Here is a 21,261-nt window from a genome sequence, read left to right on the forward strand (position 1 = left end):
AAGGGACAACGGCCTTCGGTTCAGTGCGGCTCAGGGAGCGAAGCCCACCTTGCGGGTGTCCGCGCTGCCGATCTCCACGTAGGCGACCCTGGCGGCGGGGACGACGAAGCGGCGGCCCTTGTCGTCCAAGAGGACCAGTTGGCCGTTGGTGTCCCGCAGGGCGTCGGCGACCAGGGCCTCGACCTCGTCGGGAGTCTGCGAGCTGCTGAGCACGAGCTCTCGCGCGGTGTCCGCGACACCGACCTTGACCTCCACGCCGAACCTCCGGGCATCGAATCTGGGAAAGACCTTCGTCGGCAAGGCTAGTCGAGTGCGGGGGTCGGGGCGCGCAGGGGCGCGTTCACCCGCCGCGAAATCCACCCCGGGATCCACCCGGGACCTAGCCGAGGCCCAGGGCGGTCATCCGCTTGCCGTGCTGCTGCTGGAGCCTGCGGAACAGCGCCGCGATACCCGCGAGGTCACCCGTTCCGGCGACGATCAACTCGGAGAGGCCGTCACGCTCAGCGACTACGTACTGGGCCTGGGTGAGCGCCTCGCCGAGCAGCCGCCTGCCCCAGAGAGCCAGGCGGTCGCGGACGGTCCTGTCCCGGTCGATGGCGGCGGTCACCTCGCGCTCGGCGAAGGCCGAGTGGCCGGTGTCGGCCAGCACGGCGAGCACCAGCAGCCGGGTGTCCTCGTCGAGCCAGGCGGCGATCTCCCGGTACAGGTCGGCGGCCAGCCCGTCGCCGACGTACGCCTTGACCAGCGACTCCAGCCACGACCGGGGGGCGGTCGAGACGTGCCAGGTGTCGATGTGGGCGATGAACGGGGCGATCGCGTCCTCGATCAGCACGCCGTGCCCGGCCAGGTACTTCTCGATCGTGGCGTAGTGGCCCATCTCGGCGGCCGCCATCGCCGAGAGCGCGGCGCGCCCGGACACGGTCGGGGCTGATCTGGCGTCCTCGGACAGCCGGTCGAATGCCGACAGTTCCCCGTAAGCGAGCACGCCGAGCAGGTCGACGACCCCTGCCGACAAGGCGCTCCCGGACACTCCCGACTCCGCGTTCTCCATGGTTGGCAGCGTATCCGGCGGCTCTCGCGGGTAGACTCGCCAGGACGCCTGGCTCGCCACCGCCCCAGGGCGGGTGGCGCCGGACGACTACGAAGACCTCGGGGAACGTCGCGGGCACCCTGCCCGCGGGACCGAGTGAGAGGGTGCGCGCCTACCTCGCAGGCCCTCCCGCGCCCCACCCGGGCCGCGCCGACGCGCAGGACCGGGGCGGGACCGGCGCGGTCGAGAAGGGCCCTCCAGGGCAGTGCGCGCTGGTATGAGAGAGGCTGATCACCCTGACGCAGGACGACACCCGGGGCGGCGACACCGCCACCCGATCCGACGAGCTGGACCCGGTCACGCTGGAGCACAGCGAGGCAGGTCTGCCCGAGAGCGACACATCACACCCGTTGACCGCGGGCGCCCCGGTCAAGCCGACCGCGCCGACCTTCGCCGAGCTCGACGTCAAGCCCGAGATCGTGCGGGCGCTGGCCGAGGCGGGCATCGAGCGCACCTTCGCCATCCAGGAGCTGACCCTCCCGCTGGCACTGGCCGGTGAGGACCTCATCGGCCAGGCGCGCACCGGCACCGGCAAGACGCTGGGCTTCGGCGTCCCGCTGCTGCAGCGCATCGTCACCCCCGGTGACGGCACCCCGCAGGCGCTCGTGGTCGTCCCGACCCGCGAGCTGTGCCTGCAGGTCACCGCCGACATCCGCGACGCAGGCAAGCACCTGGGCATCCGGGTGCTGTCCATCTACGGCGGCCGCCCGTACGAGCCGCAGGTCGCCGCGCTGCGCAAGGGCGTCGACATCGTGGTCGGCACCCCCGGCCGCCTGCTCGACCTGGCCGAGCAGAAGCACCTGGTGCTGGGCAAGGTCCGCGGCCTGGTGCTCGACGAGGCCGACGAGATGCTCGACCTGGGCTTCCTGCCCGACATCGAGCGGATCCTGCGGATGGTCCCCGACCAGCGGCAGACCATGCTGTTCTCGGCGACCATGCCCGGCCCGATCATCACCCTGGCCCGCACCTTCCTCACCCGCCCGACGCACATCAGGGCCGAGGAGAACGACGCCAGCGCCGTGCACGAGCGCACCGAGCAGTTCGTCTACCGGGCGCACTCGCTGGACAAGGTGGAGGTCGTCGCCCGCTCGCTGCAGGCCGAGGGCCGCGGCCTGACGATGATCTTCACCAGGACCAAGCGGACCGCGCAGAAGGTGGCCGACGACCTGACCGAGCGCGGGTTCGCCGCTGGCGCGGTGCACGGCGACCTCGGCCAGGGCGCGCGCGAGCAGGCGCTGCGCGCGTTCCGCTCCGGCAAGGTCGACGTGCTGGTCTGCACCGATGTCGCCGCACGCGGCATCGATGTGACTGATGTCACACATGTCATCAACTACCAGTGCCCGGAGGACGAGAAGACCTACGTCCACCGCATCGGCCGCACCGGTCGCGCTGGCAAGACCGGCGTGGCGATCACGCTGGTCGACTGGGACGAGGAGAAGCGCTGGAAGGACATCAGCGACGCGCTCGGCCTGGACAAGCCCGCGCCGGTGGAGACCTACTCCACCTCCGAGCACCTGTTCAGCGACCTGGGCATCCCCGCCGGGTCCACCGGCAGGCTGCCGATCGGGATGCGCACCAGGGCCGGCCTGGACGCCGAGCCGGAGGAGGACTTCGGCGGCAAGCGCCGCGGGTCCGGTGCCGGGGCGGGTGCCGGAGCGGGCCGGACCAAGCGGGTCCGGGCGACCGGCGCGACCAGGGCGAAAGCCGAGGCCGCCGCCCGTCCCGCCGGTGACGAGGCCGGTGGTGACGACGACAGCAGGCCCCGCAGGCGCCGTCGCCGTCGTGGTGGCAAGGACATCGGCGAGGAGAACGGCACCTCGGTCGAGTTCTCGGCGGCCGAGGTCTCGGCCGAGCCGACCGCGGAGCCGGAGTCGAAGTCGGACAAGCCCGCCAGGGTCCGCCGCAGGCGCCGTCGCGGTGGCACCGATTCGGCCGGTGAGGCCGGGGCCAACACGGGCGACACACCGGGCGGGGCAGACTAGCGCCCGTGACGCTCGGCGAGACCAGGGACGGCGGGGACGGGGAGCACCAGGACCCGGACCCGCGATACGGGTCGACCGGCGGCCGGACGGCCGTGGTCGACGAGGACGTGCTGGCCGGGGACGCCCCGGCCACGCGCGTGCGGGGCCCGCGCAACGGGTTCAACACCAAGCGCGACTGGGCGCTGCTGATCCTGCTCGTCCTCGCCCTGGTCGGCACCGGGGTGGGGGTCTGGCAGACCAGCGGCATCGCCGCCACCGAGTCCGACCCGGCGACGGGCAGGTACACGGTGCTCACCCCGCCCGAGGTGTTCCCGCCGTCGCTCGGCGAGGCGTGGCGGGTGCACAGCCCGGCCACCTGGCAGCCGGTGGTCTCGACCGTGCAGCCCGACCAGGGCAACGGGGCGCCCGGGTCCACCGTCGTCAGCGGCGACGGTGGCGTGGTCGCGGGCCGTGACCCGGAGACGGGCGACGTCCGGTGGACCTACCGGCGCGATCTCGACCTCTGCGGCATCACCGCCGCCTGGAGCAAGATCGTCACGGTGTTCCGGACCACCGGGGGTGATCTGCCGCCGTCCGACCCGAGGTCGGCGGGCGGTTGCAGCGCGGTCACCTCGCTCGACCCGACCACCGGGGTGCGCGACAACCAGGACAACGGCGAGACCAACGTCGGCCAGCGCGACTGGGACGCCGAACTGGGCTCCCGCTTCCTGTTCGACGGTCAGGACTACCTGACCGCGACCGGGTCGCGGCTGCTGGTGTCGATCCGCTCCGACCTGGTCAAGACCGGCGAGTACGGCCAGGTCCCGGCGCAGGTCAACCCGAACAAGCAGCCGAGGACCGGCTGCGAGTACCACTCGGTGCTGGCCGCGTCCGCCAAGGTCGCCGTCGTGGAGAGCTGCCCGGACGAGAACACCGATCGGCTGACCGTGCTGCGCGCGTCCCCCGCCGAGTGGGAGAAGCCGGAGGAGGTCACCAGCCAGCTCCTCGACGGCCGCGGCGCCCAGGTCGTCGCGGTGAACAACGACCTGACCGCCGTCGCCATGGCCGACCCGGGCCGCATCGTCGTGTTCAACCAGCAGGGCGAGCGCACCGGCACCTTCGACGTCGACCTCGGCCCCAACGACCTGGCCACCGACGCCCCCGGCCACAGCCCCCTGGTCACGAACGCCACCGGCGCCTTCTACTGGTACACCGGCTCGCGCACGGTCGTGCTGTCGGCGACCGAGTTGCGGCCGCTGTGGACGGTCCCGGACACCCTCGGCCCCGGCGTGGTGTTCGCCGGTCGGGTCCTGGTCCCGGTGCCCGACGGCCTCGCCGTCCTCAGCCAGGCCGACGGCGCCCGCATCGGCACCATCCCGGTCAACCGGGAGGGCTACACCGGCCCGGTCACCATGAACACGATCGGCCCGATGGTCCTGGAGCAGCGCGGCCCCACCCTGGTCGCCTTGCACTAGTCGGTCGGCGCTCGCCTGACCGCTGGTCGCCGTGCGGCCGGAGCGGGCACACTGGCGGGCATGTACTCGCAGCTGACCAGCCACTCGGCTGAGCCGGTCGAGTTGACCGCGCGGTTCGGTCCGGTGGGGGCCTTGCGCCTGGACACGGGCGGGCCGTACGCGCTGCTCGTGCCGGGCTACACGGGGTCGAAGGAAGATTTCGCGCCGCTGCTGGACGAGATCGCGGGGGCCGGGTTCAGCCCGGTGGCGATAGATCTACCCGGCCAGCAGGACTCGGCTGGGCCTGACGACGAGGCCCTGTACCTACCTGAGTCTCTTGGCGGCGTGGTCACCGACCTGATCGACGGGCTAGATCGCCCGGTGCTGCTGCTCGGCCACTCTTACGGCGGCCTCGTCGTGCGTCGGGCGGTGCTGGCCGGGGCCAAGATCGCCGGGTTGACGCTGCTCAGCACCGGTCCGTCAGAGCTACCGCAAGGGCCGCGTCGTCACGTTCTCGACCTGGGGGAGTCGCTGCTGCGCGAGCACGGCGTCCCAGCGGTGCACCGCGGCCTCGAAGTGATGAACGCCGCCAACCCGCGCTGGCTCGCGCAGACCCAGGCGGTTCGCGACTTCCTGCGGCTGCGGTTCCTGCGCAACCACCCGGCTGCCCTGCTCGGCATGGGCAACGGCCTGCGCACCGAACCCGACCTGGTCCAGGAGTTGGCCCGCGCCCTCCGCGTCACCTCGACCCCCTGCCTGGTCGCCTGCGGCACCCAGGACGACGCCTGGCCCGCGGCCACCCAGCGGGACATGGCCGACCACCTCCAGGCCGACTACGCCACCGTCGAGGACGCCGCGCACTCACCGGCCATCGAGAACCCGCACGCCCTGCTGGCCGCCCTCCTGCCCACCTGGAAGTCCTGGCTCGGCTAGGCGTCCAGCACGTCCAGCTCGGTCAGCGGGGTGAACGGCGGGGTCGAGGTCCCCATGACCCGGTAGCGGTCCCAGGGGTCCGGGTCCGACAGCTCGCCGACCGCCTCGCCCTGGGGGGTGCGCAGCGTGGCCGCGGTCTTGCGCCCGGCGACCGCCGACGACAGCTCCGCGTCGGCGCAAACCCGCCCGTACCAACGGTAGTAGCCGTCGATGGGCTGGAAGTGCCCGCGCAGGTCCACCGTCACGGCGAACTCGCGCTCGCCAACCAGCAGGGTGGCCGGGCCCTGGTAGCCGTCCTCGTCCATGGGTCGCTCCTCAGCCCGCGGCGGTGTCGCCTGTGGACAGTGTGATGAGTGTGTTGATGTCCAAGGGCTTGTGCGGGTCGATGGTGACCCCGTAGCCGCGCATGGTGCCGTCGATGGCGGCCCAGATGGTCATGGTCAGGTACTCGACGACGGCGTCGCGGCTCATGGTGCGGCGTTCGAGCCACCACTCGCCGACGTTCTGCACCATGCCGACGATGCCGTGGCCCCAGATCTCGGCGCCGCCTGAGTCGATCCGGTACGCCCGCATGTAGTCGCCGAGCAGGGCGGCCAGCGCGTTCGCGATGACCTCCTTGTCCTCGGCGACGATGTCGTTGTCGATCTTGCGGTCGGCGAAGGTGCTGCGGACCAGCAGCCGGTACAGGTTCGGGTACTCCTCGATGATGGAGAAGAACGCGTCGAGGCTGCGCCGGATCCTGGGCAGCGGGGCCTCCTCGCGGCTCATCGCCGGGATCAGCCGCTCGAACAGGATCTCGGTGCCGCGGTGGCCGAGCGCGACGAACAGGTCGGCCTTGTCGGTGAAGTGCCGGTAGAGCACCGGCTTGGTGACCCCCGCCGCGGCGGCGACGTGCTCCATGCCCAGGTCGGGGCCGTGTTCGGCGAGCGCGCGCAACGCGGCCTCGACGAACTCCTCACGCCGGGCGGCGCGGTGCGACTTCCACCGGTCCCGCCGCGCGTCCCCGGTGCCCGCCCCGGTGTCGCCGGGGCTGTGGCGCTTGACACGGTCAGCCATGCGACTCATGCTACCAGAAGTAACTGTTACCCGAAGTTACGCGTGCCGGAACCGCCGCGTAAGAGGAGTGACTCACCGATGAGCCGCGCGACGCAGGTTGCCAAGTTAGCCGATCGGGAGAAGACCGCGGGCCGTTTGCTGAAGTCCTCAGCGGACAAGTTCTACGACCCCGACATCGATATCGACTGGGACGCCGAGATCCCGGCTGACCTGCACTTCCACCCCGAGCACCGGATCTCGCTCCACGGCACCGAGCTGTGGGAGCGGTTGACCCCGCAGCAGCGCATCGAGCTGGGCAAGCACGAGATCGCCAGCATCGCGAGCACCGGGATCTTCTTCGAGGTGCTGCTGATGCAGATGCTGCTCAAGCAGGTCTACAAGCACGACCCGACCACCGACCACGTGCACTACCTGCTCGCCGAGATCGCCGACGAGTGCCGCCACTCGACCATGTTCGGCAAGGCGTGCAAGCGCTTCGGCGTCCCCGCCTACGGCCCGCGCCGGTGGGTCAAGCAGCTGGCGAAGGTCCTGCCCGTGATCGGCCGCGGCCCGTCGGCGTACGCCGCGATCCTGGTGGCCGAGGAGGTGCTGGACCGGATGCAGCGGGAGAACATGTCCGACCCCGCGCTCCAGCCGCTGATCCGGATGGTCAACCGCATCCACGTGCTGGAGGAGGCGCGGCACGTCACCTTCGCCCGCCAGGAGGTCGTGCAGGGCATGGCGAAGGCGGGGTGGCTCGCGCGCCACTACCACCGGCTGCTGACCGCGTTCGTCTCCTACTTCGTCGCGCTGAGCCTGATCAACCCCGAGGTGTACCGGGCGGTCGGGCTCGACCCGAGGCAGGCGTGGAAGGCGGCCAAGAACAACCCGCACTTCCAGGAGACCATTCGCTACTGGGGCGAGCGGATCATGAAGTTCCTGGACGAGGCCGATCTGGTCGGCGGTCCCGGCATGGCCCTGTGGCGCCGCTCGATGCTGCTGCCTGCATGAGCGCCGCAGGCACTGTGTCCACTGTGTCCGCTTCGGATGGAGTGGAGCTGAACGTCGTGGTGAGCGGCGAGGGTCCCGTCACGGTCGTGCTCATCCACGGCTGGACGATGGACCACGCCTCGTGGGACCTGGTCGTCGCGGGTCTCACCGGTGTCCGGGTCGTCCGGTTCGACCTGCGCGGCCACGGCGCCTCCGGCTCCGCTCCACAGGGGACGGCCACCATCGCCCGGGTCGCCGACGACCTGGCGGAGGTCATCGCCGCGACGGCCCCCACCGGTCCGCTCGTGCTCGGCGGCCACTCCCTGGGCGGCATGACGCTGATGGCCCTCGCCGAACGGCACCCCGACCTGGTGACCTCCCGGGTCGCTGGCGTCGCCTTCGTCGCCACGACCTCCGGTGGGCTGTCCCGGTTGACCCTCGGCCTGCCGCGCTGGGTCGCCGCGCCGGTGCTGTTCGCCGAGAAGCTGGTCAACCTGCGCATCGCCCGCTTCCGCCGACCCCGGCTGATGGGCAGCCGCACCGGCTACGCCCGCCCCGGCGTGCGCTGGCTGGTGTTCGGCAAGCGCCCGGCCCCCGAGCACATCGCCGCCACCGCCGCGCAGGTCGGGCGCTGCAACCCGGCCAACATGGTCGAGTTCCGCAACGCCCTCAACGAGCACGAACGCCTCCACGCGCTGCCCGTCTACCGAGGCGTGCCCGCGGTGGTCATGGCCGGTGGCCGCGACCGGCTCTGCACGGTCGCCGACGCCCGCGTCATCGCAGGGGCCCTGCCCGACGCCCACCTGCTGATCTACCCAGGAGCCGGGCACATGCTGAACTACGAGCGGTCCAGCGAGGTCATCGCCCAGCTGACGGGGCTGGTGGCAGGCGTCCGGCACCTGGCCACCGCAGGATGAACCCAGTCGCGGGATGACCTCAGTTCAGCCAGCCGCGCACGTCGCCCACCACGGCCGTCACGTTGTCCCTAGGTCCTACCTGGCAGGCAGCGCGCACGAGTTCGTTGACGCACACCTCCGCCGATTCCCCTCTCAGCGACTGCAACAGCGGCCACAGGTTGTCGCCCAAGGTATTGGTGAGGCCGTCGGTGCACAGCAGGTACCGGTCGCCCCTAGTCGCGGGCAGCTCCCACAGGTCCGGTCGGATGTCTTGCTCTAACCCGACCGCGCGGACTAACGCGGACCGCTGCGGGTGCCGGGCGGCCTCTTCCTCGCTGAGGTGGCCGCCGTCGACGAGGTCGTTGGCCAGGGTGTGGCTCCTGGTGAGCACGCGAACACCGGCACCGCCCTGCACGACCGTCACGCTGTCGCCGACGTGCGCGCCCCGGACCACCCACCGGCCGCTCGCGCGCACGAGGACGGCCAGGTCGAGCGTGGTGCCCATGCCGGTCGTGGCGGGGTCGACCTCGCCGTGGGCCAGGACCGCCGCGTTCGCGACCTCGACCATGCCCTCGGGGGAGTCGCCGTGCCGCTCGACCAGCGTCCTGATGGTCAGCGCCGAGGCCACCTCACCCGCGGGCGCCCCGCCGACGCCGTCGGCCACCGCCAGCAGCCGCTGGGCCGCGTGCGCCGCGTCCTGGTTGGTCGGGCGCCCACCGAGCGCCGTCGTGCTCGCCGCCGAGAAGATCATGTCTCCACGGTGCCCGCTCACCAGGCACCGCGGCCACTTCTGGGACATGTAGGCGATGTCCGGCAGGTCCGGCACGCGCTATCCGCGCCCGCGCGGCCCCTGGACGCACGGCCGGAAAACCCGAGTACGCCCAGTACGAGGGCTTCCCGGCCGCGCGCCCAGGAACCACGCGGATCACGAATCCCACGCGCCAGACCTACCGGACAGCGCCTACTCGTGCGGGTGGAACGGGAACCCGCCGCCGATGCCGCGCCAGGCCAGGTTGGAGATGAGGTTGATGGCCTCCTCCTTGGGCAGCGCGCGGTTGTCGGCCAGCCACGAGCGGGCCGCGACCTGGCTGGCGCCGACCAGCCCGACCGCCAGCAGCCGCGCCCTGGACCCGTCCAGGCTGGCGTCCGCGGTGATGGTCGCGGCGATGGCGTCGACGCTGGCGCTGGTCGCGCGCTCGATGGCGTCCTGGACCAGCGGCTCGCCGCGCAGGTCCGACTCGAACACCAGCCGGAACGCCTGGCTCTCGCCGTCGACGAAGTCGAAGTAGGCGCCGACCGCGTTGCGCACCCTGGCCTTGTTGTCGCTGGTGGCGTCCATCGCCTCGGTGACCCGGCGGACCAGCTCGTCGACGTGCTTGTCCAGCAGCGCCATGTACAGCTCGAGCTTGCCGGGGAAGTGCTGGTAGAGCACCGGCTTGCTCACGCCCGCGCGCTCGGCGATCTCGTCCATGCCCGCGGCGTGGTAGCCGTTCGCCGCGAACACGTCCTGGGCCGCGGCCAGCAACTGGGCGCGCCTGGCGGTGCGCGGCAGTCTGGCCCCTCGGCCGACCCCGTTCGACTGAACCGTCTCGGACATGCGTCTCCACCCTCGTTCACCGCTACGCCGGGGTCAGGATCACCAACCCCGCGGCTGGGTCGACCGTACTCGCCGGTATCCCCGTTCGGGGCAATTTCATGGACGTTCGTGCTCCACGACAAGTATCCAGTGTGACCCACGCCGCAGTGCGGCGAGGCCCGGGGATCGCGTGCACACTGGATCGGTGACCGCTCTTCCCACCACCCGCCGCGCCCCGCAGTCGACCGTACCCATGTCGGAGGCGGAGCTGCCCGCGCTCGACCAGGTGACCAAGGCGTGGCCGGGTGAGGTCGTGGAGTCGGCGGGGATCACGCTGCACGTCCGCCGCACGCCCGGTGTGGGCCCCGTCACCGCGCTCTACGTGCACGGCCTCGGCGGCTCCGCGACGAACTGGACCGACCTGGCCGCCTCGCTGGCCGGGTACGCCCCCGGTATCGCGGTCGACCTGCCCGGTTTCGGCCGCAGTGAGCCCCCCGATGGCTACACCTACGCGCTGACCGCGCACGCCGACGCGCTGGCCACCTGGCTGCGCGGCCTCGAACTCGGACCGGTCCACCTGCTGGGCAACTCGATGGGCGGGGCCATCAGCGCGCTGCTCGCGTCCCGCCACCCGGACCTGGTGCGCACGCTCACCCTCATCTCCCCGGCCGTGCCCGACCGGCGGCCGCTGGCCAGCCGGATGTCGGACCGGCGCATCCCGCTGGCGTTCCTCCCGGTCGTCGGCACCCGGGTGCGGCACGCGCTGGCGAACCTGACGCCGGGCGAGCGGGCCGCGCAGATGCTCACCCTCTGCTACGCCGAGCCGTGGACGGTCACCGAGGAACGGCTGGCCGAGGCCACCGAGGAGTACGCCGAGCGGGCGGGCATGGCCTGGGCCGGACCGGCGCTGGCGGCCAGCACAATCGGTCTCATCCGGGCCTGGTTCGCGTTCGGGGCCAGGTCGCTGTGGCGGGCGCTGCCCCGGATCAAGGCGCCGACGCTGGTCGTCTGGGGCGACCGGGACAAGCTCATGTCGGTGCGCAAGGCGCCGCGGACCACCCGGCTCATCCCGCGGGCCAAGCTGCTCGTGCTGCCCCGCACCGGTCACGTCGCGCAGATGGAGCGACCGTCGACCGTCGCGCGCGCCGTGCTCGGTCTGTGGGAGACCGCCGAGGCGGGGGATTGGTGACACGCGCCGTTGCCCCGGTGGCACCAATCCACCGGGCATCGGGTGATGTGGCACCCTGGGGCGCGTGAGCCGAATGACGCAGGGCGAGCCGGACACGGCCACCGGGTCGTCACGCTCCGCACCCGACCCCGACGACCGGTACCGGAGAGCGGGCAGGCGCACGTCGGCCGAGCCGCTCGCCGCGTCCTGGCGGCCGGAACACCCGGACAAGCCCCGCAAGCGCGGCTTCCTGGCGACCTACGGCTGGCGGGTGTACGCGGTGCCGGTGCTGGTGGCGGTGACCGCGCTGGTCGCCGTGCGCACCGCGGGCGACAAGGTCGACCAGGTCGCGTCCCCACCCACCGAGCAGACCGCTGATCAGGCGAACCCGGTCACCGAGGGCGGCCAAGGTGTGCCCGACGTCACCGAACGTCCACCCGGTCCGGTGGACGTGAACATCCCGACCGCGGAACTGCCCAACGGCGGCGCGTTCACCCAGGCGGGCAAGGTCACCTTCCACGTCGTGCCCGGCAGCGGCCCCCGGGTCGGCGCGGGCGCGAAGTTCTTCACCTACACCGTCGAGGTCGAGGACGGCATCGAGCCCGCCTCCTACGGCGGCGACGACGCCTTCGCCAGCCTGGTCGACTCGACCCTGGCCGACCCGCGCGGCTGGACCGGCCTCGGCGAGATCTCGGTGCAGCGGGTGGCGGCCGACTTCCCCAACCCGAGCTTCCGGATCAGCCTGACCACCCCGGACACCGCGCACCGGGCCGAGATGTGCGGGTTCACGATCAAGTACGAGTCGTCCTGCTACCGGTCCAGCCAGAAGCGGGTGATGATCAACCTGGCCCGCTGGTCGCGCGGCGCGGTCGTCTTCGGCGGCGACATGCTCACCTACCGGCAGTACGCGCTCAACCACGAGGTCGGGCACGCCTTCCGCAACAACCACGTCGGCTGCCCGCAGGCCGGGGCGCTGGCGCCGGTGATGATGCAGCAGAGCTTCGGGGTGGCCAACGACTACGTCGCCCAGCTCAACAAGGCGGTCGGCAATCCGGACCCCGTCAAGGCGGACGGGCTGGTGTGCAAACCCAACGCGTGGCCCAACCCACAGGCTCGCCCCACGCAGTGACCTGCGAGTGATCCCCATCCCGGATTCTGGGAGCGGGGAAGAGCGTGGTGGGATCCTGGCGTTGACCGGGGAAGAATCCGGCATACATCCGTGCTGTAGGAGGACCCGATGTCAGGCAGTCTCCCGCCGCTCGTCGAGCCCGCGACCGAGCTGACCAGGGACGAGGTGGCCCGCTACAGCCGCCACCTCATCATCCCGGACGTCGGCGTGGACGGGCAGAAGCGGCTCAAGAACGCGAAGGTGCTCGTGGTGGGCGCCGGTGGGCTCGGCAGCCCCGCCCTGCTCTACCTCGCGGCGGCGGGGGTCGGCACCCTCGGCGTGATCGACTTCGACATCGTCGACGAGTCGAACCTGCAGCGGCAGGTGATCCACGGCCAGTCCGACATCGGCAAGCCCAAGGCCATCTCGGCCAAGGAGTCGGTCGCCGAGATCAACCCGCTGATCACGGTGAACGTGCACCAGGAGCAGTTGACCACCGACAACGCGCTCGACGTGTTCGCCCCGTACGACCTGATCCTCGACGGCACGGACAACTTCGCGACCAGGTACCTGGTCAACGACGCCGCGGTGCTGCTGGGCAAGCCGTACGTGTGGGGTTCGATCTTCCGGTTCGAGGGCCAGGTCAGCGTGTTCTGGGAGGACGCGCCGAACGGGCAGGGCCTCAACTACCGTGACCTCTACCCCGAGCCGCCGCCCGCGGGCATGGTGCCGTCCTGCGCCGAGGGCGGTGTGCTGGGCATCCTGTGCGCCTCCATCGGCTCGGTCATGGTCACCGAGGCGATCAAGCTGATCACCGGCATCGGCGAGACGCTGCTGGGTCGGCTGATGGTCTACGACGCGCTGGAGATGTCGTACCGCACCATCAAGATCCGCAAGGACCCGGAGACCAAGCCGATCGAGGGCCTCATCGACTACGAGGCGTTCTGCGGCGTGGTCAGCGACGACGCCCAGGCGGCCGCCGCTGGCTCGACGATCACCCCGCGCGAGCTCAAGGCCAAGTTCGACCGGGGCGACACCTTCGCCCTGATCGACGTCCGGGAGCCGCACGAGTACGAGATCGTCCGGATCGAGGGCTCGGTGCTGGTGCCCAAGGACCAGATCATCTCCGGTGAGGCGCTGGCCGGGCTGCCGCACGACCGCCAGATCGTGCTGCACTGCAAGTCGGGTGCCCGTTCCGCCGAGGCGCTCGCCGCGCTGCACCGGGCCGGGTTCAAGGACGCGGTGCACGTGGGCAGCGGCGTGCTCGGCTGGGCGCGCGACGTCGACAAGAGCCTGCCGACGTACTGATCGACGCGCACGGCCCCCCGCTCCTGGTGAGTCGGGGGGCCGTTCCCGTATTCCCAGTTCCCGCTGTCCCGCCTGGAGATCAACCATCCCGGGCACGTGTCGCGCGCCCGTGTGCGCGGGGTGGGCAGGTAGCGTCCCCGCCCGTGAGAACACCGCCCCCGCCGCACGTCCGGGCAGCCTTCGGCGCCAAGAACGCCGAGCCGGTGCTCGTCGAGCACGGCCCGGTGTGGCGCTGCGGCGACATCGCGCTGCGGCAGGCGGTGAACCCGGCCGAGGCGTCGTGGGTGGCGCAGACCCTCGGTGAGCTGGAGGTGCCGGAGCTGCGGGTGGGGCGGCCGGTGCGGTCGTCGGACGGCAGGTACGTGGTCGGCGGCTGGGTCGGGTTCCGGTTCGTGCCCGGTCGGTCCGAGCCGCGCTACGATGAGGTGATCTCGGCCTCGCTGCGGCTGCACAAGGTCACCGCCGAGCTGCGCAGGCCGCGGTTCCTGGGGTTGCGCGCGGACGTGTTCGCCACGGCCGACCGGTTGGCCTGGGGCGAGGAGAAGAAGGTCACCCTCGACCCGCACCTGGGTGGGCGGCTGTTCGAGATCTACGGCGAGTCGCGCAAGGACGTCACCCTCACCCCGCAGGTCGTGCACGGCGACCTGTTCGGCAACGTCCTGTTCGACGGGGACGCGGACCCGGGGATCATCGACTTCACCGCCTTCTTCCGCCCTCCGGAGTGGGCAGCGGCCGTGGTGGTGGTGGACGCCATGGCGTGGGGCGGCGCCGATGAGGCAATCGCGAAGCGGTGGGGTCACCTGCCCGAATGGCCACAAGCGCTGCTGAGGGCGCTGTTGTTCCGCCTCGCCGTGCACGCGTTGCACCCGAAGTCCACCCCTAGGTCCATGCGGGGCTTGGAGCGCGCCGCGCAGGCGATCGGCCCGTTGATCTGACCCCTACTAGGGGCAGTGCCGGGCGGGTTCTTGCCAACAAAGCCTGGACGGGGCACGGCGCGATGCGCTCTCCTTGAGTGTCGGTGCAGACACAGGGGGAGCTCGTGACGAGACTTGCCGCGCCCGGCCGGGGGGACACGCACTGCCCGTACTGCGCCCTGCAGTGCGGCATGCGGCTCACCGGCACCGCCGTCGAACCGCGAGTCACCGTCGAACCCCGCGATTTCCCCACGAACCTGGGCGGTTTGTGCCAAAAGGGGTGGACCGCCGCCCGGGTGCTGCACGCGCCGTCCCGGCTGACCACGCCACTCGTGCGGGTGGACGGCGAGCTCCGACCGGCCTCGTGGGACACGGCCCTGGACTTCGTCGCCGCGGAGTTGGCGCGTTCGCGTGATGCGCACGGCGCGGACTCGGTGGCAGTGTTCGGGGGTGGCGGTCTCACGAACGAGAAGGCTTACCTGCTTGGGAAGTTCGCCAGGGTCGCGTTGGGAACCTCGCAAATCGACTACAACGGCCGGTTCTGCATGTCCTCGGCGGCCGCGGCGGGGATGCGCGCGTTCGGCCTCGACCGCGGGATGCCGTTCCCCATCGAGGACGTCGCCCGGTCCGAGGCCGTGCTGCTGGTCGGCGCGAACCCGGCGGAGACCATGCCGCCGTTCGTGCAGCACCTGACCGGCGCGCTCATCGTCGTCGACCCGCGCCGCACCGCGACGGCCGAGCGCGCCCACCTGCACCTGCGGCCCCGCCCCGGCACGGATCTGGCGCTGGCGCTGGGAATCCTGCACGCCGTCGTCGCCGAGGGGCACTACCGGGGTGACTACGCGGCCGAGCGGACGACGGGGTTCGAGGCCGCGTGGCGGTTGGCGGCGGCGTGGTGGCCGGAGCGGGTGGAACGGGTGACGGGTGTCGCCGCCGGTGACCAGCGGCGGGCCGCCGCCCTGCTGGCGGGGGCCCGCACAGCGCACATCCTGACCGGCCGCGGCACCGAGCAGCACTCCAGCGGCACGGACATGGTGGGGGCGTGGATCAACCTCGCGCTCGCCCTCGGGTTACCCGGGACGCCGGGGTCCGGCTACGGGTGCCTCACCGGGCAGGGGAACGGCCAGGGCGGGCGCGAGCACGGGCAGAAGGCCGACCAGTTGCCGGGGTACCGGAAGATCACCGACCCCGACGCGCGGGCGTACGTCGCCTCGGTGTGGGGCGTGCCTGCGGAAAGCCTTCCGGGGGCGGGGAGATCGGCTTACGAGCTGTTGGATTCCCTTGGGCGGGAGGGTGGTCCGCGGGCGCTGATGGTGTTCGGGAGCAACATCCTGGTGTCCGCGCCGAACGCCGGGCACATCGCCGACCGCCTCTCCACAGTGGACCTGTTGGTGGTCGCCGACTTCGTGCTGTCGGAGACGGCGGCACTCGCGGACGTCGTGTTCCCGGTGACCCAGTGGGCGGAGGAGGGCGGCACGATGACCAACCTCGAGGGCCGCGTCCTGCTGCGCACCCCCGCGGTCTCGGCGCCCGATGGTGTGCGCAGCGACCTGGAGTTGGTGCGCGCCTTGGCCATCCGCCTCGGCCAGCCCGAACACCGGTTCCCCGCCGACCCCGAGGCCGTGTTCGAGGAACTCCGCCTGGCCTCCCGCGGCGGCCCGGCCGACTACTCCGGCATCACCTACTCCCGCCTGCGCGCGGGCGACCAACTCCACTGGCCCGTCCCCACGACCGACCACCCCGGCACCCCGCGGATGTTCCTCACCCACTTCGCCCACCCCGACGGCCGAGCCCACTTCACCCCGGTCGACTACACCGGCCCCACCGAGCCCCTGGACGACGAATACCCCCTCCTGGCCACCACCGGCCGCGTCCTGCACCACTACCAGTCCGGCGCCCAAACCCGCTTGGTGCCGGAACTGAACGCCGCCTCCCCGGAAGCCTTCGTCCAGGTCCACCCCGACACCGCGAGCAGAGCGGGCCTCACCGACCGCGCCCACGCCCGCGTGATCTCCCGCCGCGGATCCACCGAGGCCGTCGTGCGCTGCGACCCGACAATGCGCCTGGACACGGTCTTCCTGCCCTTCCACTTCCCCGGCGCCCAACGGGCGAACCTGCTGACCAACCCGGCACTGGACCCGCACAGCCGCATGCCGGAGTTCAAGGTCTGCGCCGTCCGCCTGGAGTCCCTGTGACCCCACGGCGCCGATCGGCCGACAAAGTGCGGGTTGCGGCGGGCGAACGAGCCGCGGTGGTGTGGTCGTGAACCCGCGCCGGGTTGTTGTCGTGGGTTATGGGATGGCGGGGGCGCGGTTCGCGGAGGAGGTGCGGCGGCGGGATCCGGTGGGGGAGCGGGTTGCGTTGACCGTGGTCGGGGCTGAGTCGCACCCGGCGTACAACCGGGTGCTGCTGTCGGCGGTGTTGGCGGGGACGATGCCCGCAGGCGTTGTAGGGCTGCACGCGGCGGACTGGGCGGAGACCGCGGGGGTTGACCTGCGGTTGGGGGTGCGGGTCGAGGAGATCGACCGGGCCAGGCGCCAGGTTGTGCTGTCTGATGGGTCCACTGTGGAGTACGACGCGGTGGTGCTGGCCACGGGGAGTCGGGCGTGGGTGCCGCCGGTGGAGGGATTGCGCGGGGAGTCCGGGGCGCTCGCGGCGGATGTGGCGACGTTCCGGGAGTTGGACGACTGCGCGGCGATCCTGAGTCGGGTGCGGCCGGGGGCGCCGGTCGCGGTGCTCGGTGGCGGGTTGCTCGGCCTGGAGGCGGCGCGCGGGCTGCTGGGGCGTGGGTGCCTGGTCACGGTGGTGCACCCGGTCGGGCACCTGATGGAGCGCCAGGTGGACCCGGCTGGCGGTGCCGTGCTGGCGAAGGTCCTCACCGACATGGGCGTCGACGTGCGCCTGGGGCGGTCGGCGGCCCAGCACCTCAGCGGCGACGGGCTCAAGCTCGACGACGGCGGCCACGTCCCGGCGGAGCTGGTGGTCGTGGCCGCCGGGGTGCGCGCGGAGACGGGCCTGGCCGAGGCGCTGGGGCTGGCGGTGGACGGCGGGATCGTGGTCGACGACACCCTGCGCACCAGCGACCCGCGGCTGCACGCCCTCGGCGACTGCGCCGCGCACCCGGGGACCGCGCCTGGCATGGTCCAGTCCGGCTGGGACCAGGCCGTCGTGCTCGCCGACCTCGTGACCGGCGCCAACCCGGCCGCCCGCTACCGCGGCACCCCGCCCGTCGCCAGGCTCAAGGCCCGCGGCATCGACCTGACCGCCCTGGGCGAGGTGCACGCGTCCTCCGCCGACGCCGAGGTGATCACCCTCGACGACCCGACCCGCGACCGCTACGCCAAGCTCGCCCTGCGCGACAACCGGGTCATCGGCGCCATCATCCTCGGCTTCCCCGACGCGGCCGCCACCATCACCGAGTTCTTCGACACCGGCACCCCCGCCCCCTCCGACCGCCTCGCCCTACTCCTCGGCCGCGCAAACCCCAGCGGCACAACACGCACACCCGCCGACCTACCCGACGACGCCCTCGTGTGCCGCTGCAACACCGTCACCAAGGCCGGTCTCGTGGCCGCCTGGCGCGCGGGCGCGACCAGCGTCCCTGCCTTGGTGGCTGCGACGCGGGCTACGACGGGGTGCGGGACTTGTGCCGACAAGACCGCTGCTATCGCTGATTGGCTTGCCGAGTTGCCTGTGGAGGGATCGTGAATCGGTGGATCGATCGCTGGGAACCTGAGGACGAAGGGTTCTGGGCGAGTACCGGCAGGCGGGTCGCTCGGCGCAACCTGGTCTTCTCGATCTTCGCCGAGCACCTGGGGTTCTCGATCTGGGTGCTGTGGTCGGTGGTCGTGCTCAACCTGTCCAACGCGGGTTTCGGCGGCGGCACGCCGTTCACCCCGAGCGAGCTGTTCTGGCTCACCGCCGCGCCGAACCTGGTCGGGGCCGCGCTGCGGATTCCTTACACCTTCGCGGTTCCCCGATTCGGCGGTCGCTTGTGGACGGCTGTCAGCGCGGCACTGCTGCTGGTCCCGACCACCGCTTTGGCTGCCCTGGTGCACTTCGACGTGGTGCGCGCGCAGTCGCACGACACGCAGTTCGTGCTGCTGCTGGTCGCTGCGTCCCTCGCGGGGGTCGGTGGCGGCAACTTCTCGTCGTCGATGGCCAACATCTCGTTCTTCTACCCGGAGAAGCGCAAGGGCCTCGCCCTCGGCCTCAACGCCGCGGGCGGCAACCTCGGCGTCGCCGTGGTCCAACTCCTGACCCCGCTGGTCATCATCGTCGGCGTCCCCTACGCGGTCGCCCGCAACCCGGTCCACCCCGTCCACCTGGCCTACGCGGGCCTGATGTGGCTCCCCCTGATCATCGCCGCCGTCGTCTGCGCCTGGCTCTTCATGGACAGCCTCACCATGGCCCGCTCCGACGCCGCGTCCTACGCCGCGTGCCTGAGCCGCTCCCAGACCTGGATCATGTCGGTGCTCTACATCGGCACCTTCGGCTCGTTCATCGGCTTCTCGTTCGCCCTGCCGCTGGTGATCAAGCTGACCTTCCCCGAGTTCCTCGCCGAACACCCGTTCATCGGCACGTACCTGGCAGGACTCGGCTTCCTGGGCGCCTTGATCGGCTCGGTCACCCGCCCTCTCGGCGGCTGGCTCTCCGATCGCCTCGGGGGTGCTCGGGTGACGCTGTGGGTGTTCGTCGGGATGGCGGTGTTCACCCTGATCGCCATGCTGGGAGTTGCTCGCCGCGACTTCAGCCTCTTCTTCACGTCGTACATGGTGATCTTCGCGCTGTCCGGCGCTGGCAACGGTTCGACCTATCGGATGATCCCGGTCATCTTCGGCGCGCTTGGTCGCCGGGAGTCCGATGATGCCGCGACCGCGTTGCGGTACAAGCGGATGGCTGCTGCGGTGATCGGGATCGCGGGGGCGATCGGGGCGTTCGGCGGGTTCCTGATCCAGCAGGTGTTCCGGCTCGCCAGCGCGCCGGTGGGGGCTGCGGTGGCTGCTGCTCGGAGTGTGGAGGAGAAGGCTGCTGCGGCTGCTGCGCACGCTACTTGGTCTACGGCGGCGTTGTGGGTTTTTGTGGTGGGGTATGTGGTGTTTGCTGGGGTTACGTGGTTCTTCTACCTGCGGCGGAGTTCGGGGGAGTCGCGGGTGCCCAGTTTGGCTTATGCGCAGGTGTGAGGTGAGGGGATCCGGCTCTCGGTCTCGCCTGCGGCGTCGACGATCAACGCCTCGCCTGCGGCATTGGCCTGGCGCGAGTTTCGAGCCAAGCTCGATGCGGCGAACTTGTTTTGCGCGGGGCCCCTACAACAACCGTGGCAGAACCACAAAGCAGGGGCCCAAAAGCAGGCCCTGCCGCGTGAACGACGCTACGGCTGCTGTCCCCCCACACAAAACAAGTCCACCCCATCGAGCCTGCCTGGCACCAGCGGATCCGAGGAGCGGTTGGCTGGCCAACGTTGTAGAGGGGGCGTGTAGGGGCCAACGCCTGTGAGGGGCGCGTTGGGACCAACGATCGTGAAGGCCGGGTAGAGACGATGTTGCATCGTCTCTACCGGTGTTGTGTCTGGGGAGAAATCCGGGGGGCGACTGCTCGGCTATTCGGGGGCGTCGGTGAGGCGGGCGAACAGGGGGTCGATGATCTTGCGGACCGTGGCGCAGGGGGCGGTTTCGAAGCTGCCGAGCACGGTCAGGTGTGAGCCGTGTTCGTGGGGGGCCAGGTACGGGTCCAGGGCGATCGCCAGGCCGCATGCGGTGGGGTCTGGGCCTATTACCTGGTAGGCGGTGTTGCCGAAGTGGTCTTCGGTGCGGACGTAGCTGGGGGTGCCTGGGGGTTCGGCTCGGAAGAGGATGGAGACGTTGGTGGTGCCCCTGGCGTACGGGAGGCGGTAGCGGCACAGGTCGGGGGTGCCGAGCAGGGGTTCTGCCTTCACGCCGGTCGCCTTGGAGATCAGGGGGACGTAGCTGGGGCAGTCGAGGATGGCGGGGGCGAGTTTGGGGGAGCCGACCATGGTGTTCGGTTGGCGGGTGGGGGGTGGGGTCGGGAACGAGGTGGATGCCTCGTTGCGCACGGGGGCCAGCTGGGGCTGGGGGCTTGCGGTCGAGGTGGCTGCGCAGCCGGTGAGGGTCAGGGCGGTCAGGAGAGCGGCGGTGGATCGGGCGAGCACGCGGAAACGGTAGGTGCTGCCCGCCGCCGCCGCCGGGCGCGCGCGGGGGATTCCACCGATCGTGGATCTTCGGGGTCCGTGTGGACATGAGGCCGGTACGCGTAACGCGCGGGGTCGGTGCGTCGAACCTGCGGATATGAGGTCAATCGCCGGTTTGTTGTTGCTCGCCGCCCTGATCACGGGCTGTTCCGGACCCGTCACAGGAACGGCGTCGGGAGTGGACACGACAAGCACCACCACAACCCCCAAACCGACCACGACCACGACCGCGAAGCCGACGACCGCGAAGTCGACCACCAAGCGCCCCACCACCACGACGACCGCCAAGCCCAAGTCGGACGTCCCCGTGGTCGACGAGAGCGCCCCCACCACCTACTGCGACCGCCCCTTCAAGGGCGCGCTCGGCAAGAACATGCTCGCCGCCGTGGTCGAGACGCCGCGCGGCAGGCTCAACTGCGAGCAGGCCGCCGCCATCCTGTTCGACTACTACGCCGCCCGCCCCGAGCCCAAGACCGGCCAGTCCGACTTCGAGATCGGGCCCATGCGCTGCAACCAGGTCGCCGAGCCCGCTCTCCCGCAGGTCGTGTGCGCCGACGAGGACAACCTCATCTACTCGATGTGGGCGCAGACCTGAGGAATAATTGAGCGCGCAACTAGGT

At 71.3% G+C, this 21,261-nt stretch carries 20 protein-coding genes; 13 read left to right on the forward strand and 7 right to left on the reverse strand.

Annotated features, from left to right (window positions below):
* Positions 1–30 precede the first annotated feature (30 nt).
* Positions 31–255: a DUF3107 domain-containing protein gene (locus tag CLV68_RS28210; RefSeq protein WP_121393929.1), complete on the reverse strand. Its 225-nt coding sequence runs from the start codon at positions 253–255 to the stop codon at positions 31–33.
* 124 nt (positions 256–379) lie between these two features.
* The gene (locus CLV68_RS28215) at positions 380–1,051 is read right to left on the reverse strand and encodes a ferritin-like fold-containing protein (RefSeq protein ID WP_121393930.1); all 672 of its coding nucleotides are present in this window, start codon (positions 1,049–1,051) and stop codon (positions 380–382) included.
* 362 nt (positions 1,052–1,413) lie between these two features.
* On the opposite strand from CLV68_RS28215, the gene CLV68_RS28220 reads away from it, so the two are divergent.
* The 3 genes from CLV68_RS28220 to CLV68_RS28230 are packed head-to-tail and all read left to right on the forward strand — an operon-like array spanning position 1,414 to position 5,438.
* The gene (locus tag CLV68_RS28220; protein WP_483902897.1) at positions 1,414–3,072 is read left to right on the forward strand and encodes a DEAD/DEAH box helicase; all 1,659 of its coding nucleotides are present in this window, start codon (positions 1,414–1,416) and stop codon (positions 3,070–3,072) included.
* A gap of 5 nt (positions 3,073–3,077) precedes the next feature.
* On the forward strand, positions 3,078–4,526 hold the full coding sequence (locus CLV68_RS28225) for an Rv3212 family protein (protein ID WP_121393932.1): 1,449 nt from the start codon (positions 3,078–3,080) through the stop codon (positions 4,524–4,526).
* Between the two features lie 60 nt (positions 4,527–4,586).
* Positions 4,587–5,438 (forward strand): alpha/beta fold hydrolase, encoded by an 852-nt coding sequence (locus tag CLV68_RS28230; RefSeq protein WP_121393933.1) that lies wholly within the window; start codon positions 4,587–4,589, stop codon positions 5,436–5,438.
* Here CLV68_RS28230 and CLV68_RS28235 read toward each other — a convergent pair.
* Positions 5,435–5,743: a DUF4873 domain-containing protein gene (locus tag CLV68_RS28235; RefSeq protein WP_121393934.1), complete on the reverse strand. Its 309-nt coding sequence runs from the start codon at positions 5,741–5,743 to the stop codon at positions 5,435–5,437. The genes CLV68_RS28230 and CLV68_RS28235 overlap by 4 nt on opposite strands.
* Before the next feature lie 10 nt (positions 5,744–5,753).
* On the reverse strand, positions 5,754–6,503 hold the full coding sequence (locus CLV68_RS28240; RefSeq protein ID WP_121393935.1) for a TetR/AcrR family transcriptional regulator: 750 nt from the start codon (positions 6,501–6,503) through the stop codon (positions 5,754–5,756).
* Positions 6,504–6,572: 69 nt separating this feature from the next.
* Here CLV68_RS28240 and CLV68_RS28245 point away from each other — a divergent pair, with 69 nt between their 5' ends.
* On the forward strand, positions 6,573–7,484 hold the full coding sequence (locus CLV68_RS28245) for an AurF N-oxygenase family protein (RefSeq protein WP_121393936.1): 912 nt from the start codon (positions 6,573–6,575) through the stop codon (positions 7,482–7,484).
* Positions 7,481–8,380, forward strand: a complete 900-nt coding sequence (locus CLV68_RS28250) for an alpha/beta fold hydrolase (protein ID WP_121393937.1) — start codon at positions 7,481–7,483, stop codon at positions 8,378–8,380. The genes CLV68_RS28245 and CLV68_RS28250 overlap by 4 nt, the downstream gene beginning before the upstream one ends.
* 19 nt (positions 8,381–8,399) lie before the next feature.
* Here CLV68_RS28250 and CLV68_RS28255 read toward each other — a convergent pair whose 3' ends face one another.
* On the reverse strand, positions 8,400–9,185 hold the full coding sequence (locus CLV68_RS28255) for a PP2C family protein-serine/threonine phosphatase (RefSeq protein ID WP_121393938.1): 786 nt from the start codon (positions 9,183–9,185) through the stop codon (positions 8,400–8,402).
* 135 nt (positions 9,186–9,320) lie between these two features.
* Positions 9,321–9,956, reverse strand: a complete 636-nt coding sequence (locus CLV68_RS28260; protein WP_121393939.1) for a TetR/AcrR family transcriptional regulator — start codon at positions 9,954–9,956, stop codon at positions 9,321–9,323.
* Between the two features lie 232 nt (positions 9,957–10,188).
* On the opposite strand from CLV68_RS28260, the gene CLV68_RS28265 reads away from it, so the two are divergent.
* From CLV68_RS28265 to CLV68_RS28295, 7 genes are all read left to right on the forward strand, one after another.
* The gene (locus CLV68_RS28265; protein ID WP_121393940.1) at positions 10,189–11,124 is read left to right on the forward strand and encodes an alpha/beta fold hydrolase; all 936 of its coding nucleotides are present in this window, start codon (positions 10,189–10,191) and stop codon (positions 11,122–11,124) included.
* Between the two features lie 73 nt (positions 11,125–11,197).
* Positions 11,198–12,232: a DUF3152 domain-containing protein gene (locus CLV68_RS28270; protein ID WP_121393941.1), complete on the forward strand. Its 1,035-nt coding sequence runs from the start codon at positions 11,198–11,200 to the stop codon at positions 12,230–12,232.
* Between the two features lie 108 nt (positions 12,233–12,340).
* Positions 12,341–13,519 carry an adenylyltransferase/sulfurtransferase MoeZ gene (gene moeZ / locus CLV68_RS28275; protein ID WP_121393942.1) on the forward strand — a complete coding sequence of 393 codons (1,179 nt, stop codon included), beginning with the start codon at positions 12,341–12,343 and terminating at the stop codon, positions 13,517–13,519.
* Between the two features lie 143 nt (positions 13,520–13,662).
* A complete protein-coding gene (locus CLV68_RS28280; protein WP_121393943.1) occupies positions 13,663–14,454 on the forward strand; it encodes a TIGR02569 family protein in 792 nt (263 codons plus the stop codon).
* A gap of 104 nt (positions 14,455–14,558) precedes the next feature.
* Positions 14,559–16,628: a molybdopterin oxidoreductase family protein gene (locus CLV68_RS28285; protein WP_281274706.1), complete on the forward strand. Its 2,070-nt coding sequence runs from the start codon at positions 14,559–14,561 to the stop codon at positions 16,626–16,628.
* A 67-nt stretch (positions 16,629–16,695) separates the two neighbouring features.
* On the forward strand, positions 16,696–18,141 hold the full coding sequence (locus CLV68_RS28290) for an FAD-dependent oxidoreductase (protein ID WP_121394053.1): 1,446 nt from the start codon (positions 16,696–16,698) through the stop codon (positions 18,139–18,141).
* Complete coding sequence (locus tag CLV68_RS28295) at positions 18,138–19,616, forward strand: MFS transporter (RefSeq protein ID WP_121393945.1); 1,479 nt, start codon at positions 18,138–18,140, stop codon at positions 19,614–19,616. Before CLV68_RS28290 ends, CLV68_RS28295 begins: the two co-directional genes overlap by 4 nt.
* 416 nt (positions 19,617–20,032) lie before the next feature.
* Here CLV68_RS28295 and CLV68_RS28300 read toward each other — a convergent pair whose 3' ends face one another.
* Entirely contained in the window at positions 20,033–20,602 is a 570-nt protein-coding gene (locus tag CLV68_RS28300; RefSeq protein ID WP_121393946.1) for a hypothetical protein, read from the reverse strand.
* 217 nt (positions 20,603–20,819) lie between these two features.
* On the opposite strand from CLV68_RS28300, the gene CLV68_RS34830 reads away from it, so the two are divergent.
* On the forward strand, positions 20,820–21,236 hold the full coding sequence (locus CLV68_RS34830) for a hypothetical protein (RefSeq protein ID WP_211346793.1): 417 nt from the start codon (positions 20,820–20,822) through the stop codon (positions 21,234–21,236).
* Positions 21,237–21,261: the final 25 nt, after the last annotated feature.

Source organism: Actinokineospora cianjurensis (assembly GCF_003663795.1).
GTDB lineage: Bacteria > Actinomycetota > Actinomycetes > Mycobacteriales > Pseudonocardiaceae > Actinokineospora > Actinokineospora terrae.